This window comes from Cupriavidus gilardii (genome assembly GCF_017598945.1).
Lineage (GTDB): Bacteria > Pseudomonadota > Gammaproteobacteria > Burkholderiales > Burkholderiaceae > Cupriavidus > Cupriavidus gilardii_E.
Map to the genome: position 1 here is coordinate 41,194 of NZ_JAGFTW010000023.1, position 6,858 is coordinate 48,051.

General features: G+C 65.7%; 7 protein-coding genes and 1 tRNA gene. 7 read left to right on the forward strand and 1 reads right to left on the reverse strand.

Annotation, left to right across the window (positions count from 1 at the left end):
• Positions 1–5: 5 nt before the first annotated feature.
• Positions 6–356, reverse strand: coding sequence for a VOC family protein (locus tag J5T34_RS09360; protein ID WP_208579516.1), 351 nt, complete (start codon positions 354–356; stop codon positions 6–8).
• 189 nt (positions 357–545) lie between these two features.
• Here J5T34_RS09360 and J5T34_RS09365 point away from each other — a divergent pair, with 189 nt between their 5' ends.
• From J5T34_RS09365 to J5T34_RS09395, 7 genes are all read left to right on the forward strand, one after another.
• Positions 546–2,150 (forward strand): methyl-accepting chemotaxis protein, encoded by a 1,605-nt coding sequence (locus J5T34_RS09365; protein ID WP_208579517.1) that lies wholly within the window; start codon positions 546–548, stop codon positions 2,148–2,150.
• Between the two features lie 92 nt (positions 2,151–2,242).
• Positions 2,243–3,325: an enoyl-CoA hydratase/isomerase family protein gene (locus J5T34_RS09370; protein ID WP_208579518.1), complete on the forward strand. Its 1,083-nt coding sequence runs from the start codon at positions 2,243–2,245 to the stop codon at positions 3,323–3,325.
• Between the two features lie 174 nt (positions 3,326–3,499).
• On the forward strand, positions 3,500–4,060 hold the full coding sequence (locus tag J5T34_RS09375) for an NADPH-dependent FMN reductase (RefSeq protein WP_208579519.1): 561 nt from the start codon (positions 3,500–3,502) through the stop codon (positions 4,058–4,060).
• A 76-nt stretch (positions 4,061–4,136) separates the two neighbouring features.
• On the forward strand, positions 4,137–4,466 hold the full coding sequence (locus J5T34_RS09380; protein WP_208579520.1) for a hypothetical protein: 330 nt from the start codon (positions 4,137–4,139) through the stop codon (positions 4,464–4,466).
• 151 nt (positions 4,467–4,617) lie between these two features.
• On the forward strand, positions 4,618–5,673 hold the full coding sequence (gene dusA, locus J5T34_RS09385) for a tRNA dihydrouridine(20/20a) synthase DusA (RefSeq protein WP_208579521.1): 1,056 nt from the start codon (positions 4,618–4,620) through the stop codon (positions 5,671–5,673).
• A 661-nt stretch (positions 5,674–6,334) separates the two neighbouring features.
• Positions 6,335–6,586 carry a hypothetical protein gene (locus tag J5T34_RS09390; RefSeq protein WP_208579522.1) on the forward strand — a complete coding sequence of 84 codons (252 nt, stop codon included), beginning with the start codon at positions 6,335–6,337 and terminating at the stop codon, positions 6,584–6,586.
• Positions 6,587–6,702: 116 nt separating this feature from the next.
• Positions 6,703–6,778: transfer RNA gene (locus tag J5T34_RS09395), tRNA-His, on the forward strand.
• The last annotated feature ends 80 nt before the right edge of the window (positions 6,779–6,858 follow it).

Genomic DNA, 6,858 nt, shown 5'->3' on the forward strand with positions numbered 1-6,858 from the left:
CGTCGTCAGAGATGGCAGAGGATGTTCACCAGCCTGCCGAACGGATCGCGCACGAAAAAGCGGCGCACGCCCCAGGGCTCGACGGCGATGCCGTATTCGATCGGGAAGCCCGCCTGCACGGCGCGGGCATGGACCTCGTCGAGGTTGTCCACTTCGATCGACAGATCGGGCACCGGTGTGCCGGAGCCTCCCTCGGCCGCGAAGCTGATCTGTGGTGTGGTGGTTTGATCGGTGGCATAGGTCCGGATCCAGCCGTGATCCATCACGACATCCATGCCGAGCATGTCGCCATAAAAGGCTTGGGCTTTGTCGATGTTCGGGGTCGCGATGTTGGCGACGATGCGTTTGACAGTCATGGTGCCGCCTCCTCGGTAAGCAGGGGTCATTCTAAAGCTCGCGTCCTGGTCGGATAAGCGCGTATCGATTCGCAAATCCTGCGGATACACAGACTTTCATTCCGGTGCCGTCAAGGAACGCGCCAGCGCGCCGTTGATAGCGGAGCGGCAAGACATGCCGCGATCGCACAACGAGAACGGGGAGCTGGAATGTTTCGCAACACCACCATTGGGGCCCGATTGTGGGGCCTGATTGTCGTTACCAATTCGATCCTGCTGATCGTGGGCGCCTTCGGCTGGCTTGGCATGTCGCGCAGCAACGATGCCACGCGCGAGATCTATCAGCATCAGCTGGCCGCGGCGATGCATCTGTCCGAGGCGCGCGCAAATCAATTGCTGGTGCGCGTGCTGCTGGATCAGGCGACCTTTGCCACCGATCCGGCCGATGCGCTCGCACGTGCCGAGACCGCGGCCGGATTCGCACGGGCGTCGGAGACGGCGTGGAAGGCCTATCTGGCAATGCCGCGCGGCGAGCACGAAGACCGCGCCGCCGCGCTGGTGTCGGCACGTCGGGAAGCACTGCACAAGCAAGGGGTCGAGCCGATGATCGCCGCGCTGAAGGCAGGCGATCGCGAGCGCGTGATGGCGCTGGTGCTCGATACCATTCCGAAGCTCGATATCGCCTTCACGTCGGCCAATGCCGAACTGAACAAGCTGCAGACCGCCGCCGCGCAGACCGTCTATCAGGATTCGCAGCAGCGCTTTGCGAAGCTGCGCACGTGGTCGCTGGCACTGCTGGTGCTGGGCGTGGCGTTCAGTACCGTCTTTGCCTGGCGGCTGCGCGGCTCGATCGTCGGCCCGCTCGATTCTGCGATTGCGCGTTTCGAGCGGATCGCGCGCGGAGACTTGAGTGCGGCGCGGGCTCTCGATACGCCGCGGCAGCACGATCGTCGTGTTGCAGACAACGGTGGCAGCGTGGCCGGTGAGACCAGTCGCAACGAGACCAGCCGCATGCTCGACATGTTGGCGCGCATGGAAGCCAGTCTCGCCGGCATGGTCGGCGAGGTGCGGACCGGCGCCGATGCGATCGCCGCCGCGAGCCGGCAGATCGCGCTGGGCAATGCCGATCTGTCCCAGCGCACCGAGGAGCAGGCGGCCTCGCTGGAGCAGACCGCGTCGAGCATGGAGCAGCTGACCGGGACCGTGCGGCAGACCGCCGACAACGCGCGCGAAGCCGATGCGCTGGCCGGCAACGCCAGCGGGCTTGCGGAGCGGGGCGGCGAAGCGGTGACGCGCGTGGTCGACACCATGCAGGCGATCGACGCCAGCGCCAACAAGATCGTCGACATCATCGACGTGATCGAGAAGATCGCATTCCAGACCAATATCCTGGCGCTGAACGCCGCGGTCGAGGCCGCGCGAGCCGGCGAGCATGGCCGCGGCTTCGCCGTGGTGGCGGGCGACGTGCGCGACCTGGCGCAGCGTTGCGCGACCGCGTCGAAGGAAATCCGCGGCCTGATCGACGAATCGGTGTGCAATGTCCGCGCCGGCAGCGAGATCGTCGCCGATGCCGGCCGCGCGATGGAGGACATCGTCGGCGCGGTGCGCCGCGTCAGCGCGATCGTCGGCGGCATCAGCGCCGCCTCGATGGAGCAGTCGCAAGGCATCGAACAGGTGAATCAGGCGGTCACGCAGATGGATGGCATGACTCAGCAGAATGCGGCGCTGGTCGAGGAGGCCGCCGCTGCCGCGACTTCGCTGGAGGACCAGGCGCAGCGGTTGACCGGGCTGATGGCGCGCTTCCGCCTCGCCTGAACCCACGGCATTCGGCCGGCGGCACGGAGTTCGGCCCGGCATGGCTGGTGTACAGTGACGGCCTGCATTTCGTCACCACAGGAACAGGAGACATGACCGAGTTTGTTGCAACCGAAGTCGTCGGCGGTGTCGGCTATCTGACGCTGACCCGGCCCCAGGCCCTGAACGCCCTGTCGCTCGACATGGTGCGTGCCTTGACGCAGGCGCTGGACCAGTGGGCCGCCGATCCCGGCGTTGTGGCCGTGGTGGTCGCCGGTGCCGGCGGCAAGGCCTTCTGCGCGGGCGGCGACATCCGTTTCTTCCATCAGGCCGCGCTGGCCGGCGATCCGACGCTGGACCAGTTCTTCGTCGAGGAATACGCGCTCAATCACAAGATCCACCGCTATTCGAAGCCGTATATCGCGCTGATGGATGGCGTGGTGATGGGCGGCGGCATGGGCATCTCGCAAGGCGCGCGGCGGCGGCTGGTTACGGAGCGCACCAAGATGGCGATGCCGGAGACCAATATCGGCCTGTTTCCCGACGTGGGCGGCGGCTGGTTCCTGGCGCGCACGCCCGGACGCCTCGGCGAGTATCTGGGCCTGACGGGCAACGTGATTCACGCCGCCGACGCGCTGTACGCGGGCCTGGCCGATGCCTTCGTGCCGAGCAACGCGCTGGCCGAGCTGGCGGCGTCGCTGCGCGGTAGCAGCTTCGCCAGCGGCGACGACGTGCTGGCCGCGATCGATGCGGTCACCGCCCGGCATCGCGCCGCCTGCGATCCGGCAGCGAGCCTGCTGGCGCGCCAGCGCGATGCGATCGACGTGGCCTTCGGCGCCGCCACGGTGCAGGAGATCGTCGCCATCGTCAGCGATGCGGGCGACGAGTGGTCGGCGCAGACCGCCGCCGCCTTGCGGACGCGCTCGCCGCTGATGCTGTGCGTGACGCTGGAGCAGATCCGCCGCGCACGGACGATGGCGCTCGAGGACGAGCTGCGCATGGAGCTCGACATGATGCACGACGTGTTCCGCTACGGCGATGGCGTCGAGGGTATCCGCGCGCTGGCGATCGACAAGGACCACGCGCCGAAGTGGCGACCGGCCCGGCTCGACGAGGTCGAGCGCAACAAGGTGCTGGCCTTCTTCGACAGCCCGTGGCGCGTGGAGGCGCATCCGCTGGCTGGATTGCAAGCCTGATTGCAGGCCGGACTGCAAACGTAAGCCGCTGCGCGCCTCGGCCCATGGGCAGCGGCGCGCACGGCCAAAGCGACATCGGGTTAGAGTGTGGTCTGGGCGCCGGCCAGAGATGGCCGGTCCCGCCGTCGTTCGGCGGCCTTTCCTTTCCCCGTCTCTCTCAGAAAAGGAAGCACGATGAGCACTCCACGCGATGTCGCAGTACTGGTGGGCAGCCTCCGCAAGGATTCCTTCAATCGCAAGCTGGCATTGGCGCTGGCGAAACTGGCTCCGCCCGAGCTCAAGCTCGAGATCGTCGAGATCGGTCAGCTGTCGCTGTACAACCAGGACGAGGACGACAACCCGCCCGCACCGTGGACCGCGTTCCGCGACCGCATCCGCCGCGCCGACGCGGTGCTGTTCGTCACGCCGGAGTACAACCGCTCGGTGCCGGCCCCGCTGAAGAACGCGATCGACGTGGGTTCGCGCCCGTACGGGCAGAGCGCCTGGGACCGCAAGCCGGGGGCCGTGATCAGCGCCTCGCCGGGCGCGATCGGCGGGTTTGGCGCCAATCACCATCTGCGCCAGTCGCTGGTATTCCTCAACGTGCCGGTGCTCCAGATGCCGGAAGCGTATATCGGTGGCGTCGACAAGCTGTTCGATGACCAGGGCAATATCGGCAACGAATCGACGCGTGCCTTTCTGGGCAAATTCCTGACGACCTTTGCGGCCTGGGTGGAGCGCAACGCCGCAAGCTGACTGTGACGGCGCCTTCGCCGCCTTGCCCCCCTACGGTAGGGGTAAAGAACGCGAAATTGGCGCCGACAATGCTGATATGGATGCAAGCGACAACTCCTCCGACTTCCCGGAAGGCGCGGCCAACGCCGAACTGGTCGGGTGCTGGGCCACGGCCTCGCCGCAATTGCTGGCGACCGTGCTGAACAACGCCATCGACGCCGAAGACCTGTCCGGCTTCGCGGCGCTGCTGTCCGACATCGCCCGCGACCGCGGGCTCAAGGGCAACCGCGGCGCGCACCAGTCGATCTACGACATGCCGTACGCGAGCCTGCTGCCGCGCCAGCAACACCTGCTGGCCGATGCCTTCGACCTGTTCGTCAAGCTGGGCCTGGAGCTGCAGCCGCGGGAGCAGCGGCTGAACGACTGAGCCGCGGCGCAGAGGCGGCTTGTGCGTGGGCCGGCCGGCCCGCCGCGGGCCATCGATCCGTAAAAGTGGTGGGCGATGCGATGCGGCACCGGGTGGTAAACTTTCGGGTTTTCCTCGTTCCCGTCGACGGACGGGATAGCCGAACCAAGTCATGTCCGAATCGCTAGCCGCAGGCGCGGCGCCGGCTCCGGCCGATCCCCAGAAGGTCAATCCACGGCGTATTTCGGTTGCGCCGATGATGGACTGGACGGACCGCCATTGCCGGACCTTCCATCGCCACCTGAGCCGCCACACCTGGCTGTACACCGAGATGGTGACGACCGGCGCGCTGCTGCATGGCGATGTTGCGCGCCATCTGGACTTCGATCCGGCCGAGCAGCCGGTGGCCCTGCAACTGGGCGGCAGCGAGCCGGCCGATCTGGCGGCGTCCGCCAGGCTGGGCGAGCGTTGGGGTTACGCCGAGATCAATCTGAATTGCGGCTGCCCGTCCGAGCGCGTCCAGCGTGGGGCGTTCGGCGCCTGCCTGATGGCCGAGCCGCAACTGGTGGCGGACTGCGTGCGTGCGATGCGCGACGCCGTGTCGGTGCCGGTCACCGTCAAGCACCGGATCGGCATCGATACCATCGAGCACTACGATTTCGTCCGCGATTTTGTCGGCACCATTGCCGAGGCCGGCTGCGAGACCTTTATCGTTCATGCGCGCAATGCGATCCTGAAGGGGCTGAGCCCGAAGGAAAACCGCGAGATCCCGCCGCTGCGCTACGAGGTGGCCTACCAGCTGAAGCGCGAATTCCCGCAGCTCGAAATCCTGATCAATGGCGGCATCACGCGCTACGACGAGATCGACGAACACCTGCGTCACGTCGACGGCGTGATGATCGGGCGGGAGGCCTACCATCAGCCGTTCCTGCTGGCGGAGGTCGATCGCCGCTACTACGGCGATACCGCGCCGTCGCCTTCGCGGCTCGACGCCGAACTGGCGATGCAGCGCTATATCGGCGATCTGGTGGAGCGGGGCGGTTATATGGGCGCCGCGACGCGGCACATGCTCGGTCTGTATCGCGGTGTGCCGGGCGGACGGGGGTGGCGGCGCGTGCTGTCCGACGCCCGCCGGATGAACGCGATCCGTACCCGGGACGGTGTCGATGCGCTGTTCGAAGAGGCGCGTAGCCATCTGCATGCGGAGCGATCGCTGCAGGCGGCGTGATTCTGCCGCACGGGCGCGGCAGGCTCCGTGGTCGGCGTGCGAGCCGCCGATTGGAGGGCAGACTCTAATTTCGAATCGGGCATAGGGCTTCGGGGGCCGTGCCGCCGTGTTCCAGCCACTTTCCGCCGCTTTTCGCGCCAATGCGGGCGATCGCAGGCACCAGGAAAGGGATTCCCCTAGATAGCCAAGCCGATTCCGATTTTCTTAAACTGTCCGTGCCCTCGAATACAGGGCTTTCTTCAACTGATTTTGGAGCCCGCCTTGTGCGGGCTTTTTTTGTCTGGGGCTCGGTCGGCCGCCGGTCCTTTCGTTTACCCGAATGGTGCTTGGCGTCGATGACAGTTACATTGCAATTGCCTTCAGGGCATTGAGATCGCAAGAGTTTAAGAGTCCGCCATGTGCGGACTTTTTTTTGCCCGGCCCTCTGCTCCTGTACCCCTCCTGCACCCCTCCTGCACCCCTCCTGCAGTCCTCCCGCACCCCGCCGTCGTCCGCCGTCCCGTTTCCATTCCGCTCCGCCCCGCCTGCGCCGGCCTGATGCCGCCGAGCAACGTCCCTGCCGACAATCCTTGTTTAGCTCTTGCAAAGGGGTGACCCCCCAACCGGGTGATGGCAAGATGGAGCCCAAAAACGACAAGAAGATCTGGCCTCGGAGGGTGGAATGGAAGAAGAGGGCTTGTTTGGTGTCGCGTTCGAAGGTTTCCGCGTCGTCTGGGTCGTCGAGCGGTTGCAGAACGGTACCTGGACCGCTCGCTACTGCTGGCATCGCGGCACCGATGCCGCCGCTGCGGCGGCGCTGCAGACCGATGTGCTGAACGGCAGGAGCCGTCGACTGCCGGGTACCTATCAGACGGAGCAGGAAACGCTCGACGCGATCCACGAGGCGATCCGGCTCGAAGCCCGCTGGTCCTGAGGCTTCAGAACTTCGCTTGGCCGCACCAGAAAAATTTTGTGCGTACTACTAGCCATCGCCAAACGAAGTTTGTATAATCTTGGTTTCCGTCGAGCAGTACTGACGACGGTGCTACGGTGGCTGTAGCTCAGTTGGTAGAGTCCAGGATTGTGATTCCTGTCGTCGTGGGTTCGAGTCCCATCAGCCACCCCAAAGAATTCCCTTAAGAAACAGCCGCTTACGAAAGCGGCTGTTTTGCTTTCTGGACATCCATACAGTGGTTTGTTCCCGCC

Excerpts from the sequence above, each read along its gene's own strand:
- J5T34_RS09360 (WP_208579516.1), bottom strand. The coding sequence starts at position 356 with ATGACTGTCAAACGCATCGTCGCCAACATCGCGACCCCGAACATCGAC.
- J5T34_RS09370 (WP_208579518.1), top strand. The coding sequence starts at position 2,243 with ATGACCGAGTTTGTTGCAACCGAAGTCGTCGGCGGTGTCGGCTATCTG.
- J5T34_RS09380 (WP_208579520.1), top strand. The coding sequence starts at position 4,137 with ATGGATGCAAGCGACAACTCCTCCGACTTCCCGGAAGGCGCGGCCAAC.
- J5T34_RS09365 (WP_208579517.1), top strand. The coding sequence starts at position 546 with ATGTTTCGCAACACCACCATTGGGGCCCGATTGTGGGGCCTGATTGTC.
- dusA (WP_208579521.1), top strand. The coding sequence starts at position 4,618 with ATGTCCGAATCGCTAGCCGCAGGCGCGGCGCCGGCTCCGGCCGATCCC.
- J5T34_RS09375 (WP_208579519.1), top strand. The coding sequence starts at position 3,500 with ATGAGCACTCCACGCGATGTCGCAGTACTGGTGGGCAGCCTCCGCAAG.
- J5T34_RS09390 (WP_208579522.1), top strand. The coding sequence starts at position 6,335 with ATGGAAGAAGAGGGCTTGTTTGGTGTCGCGTTCGAAGGTTTCCGCGTC.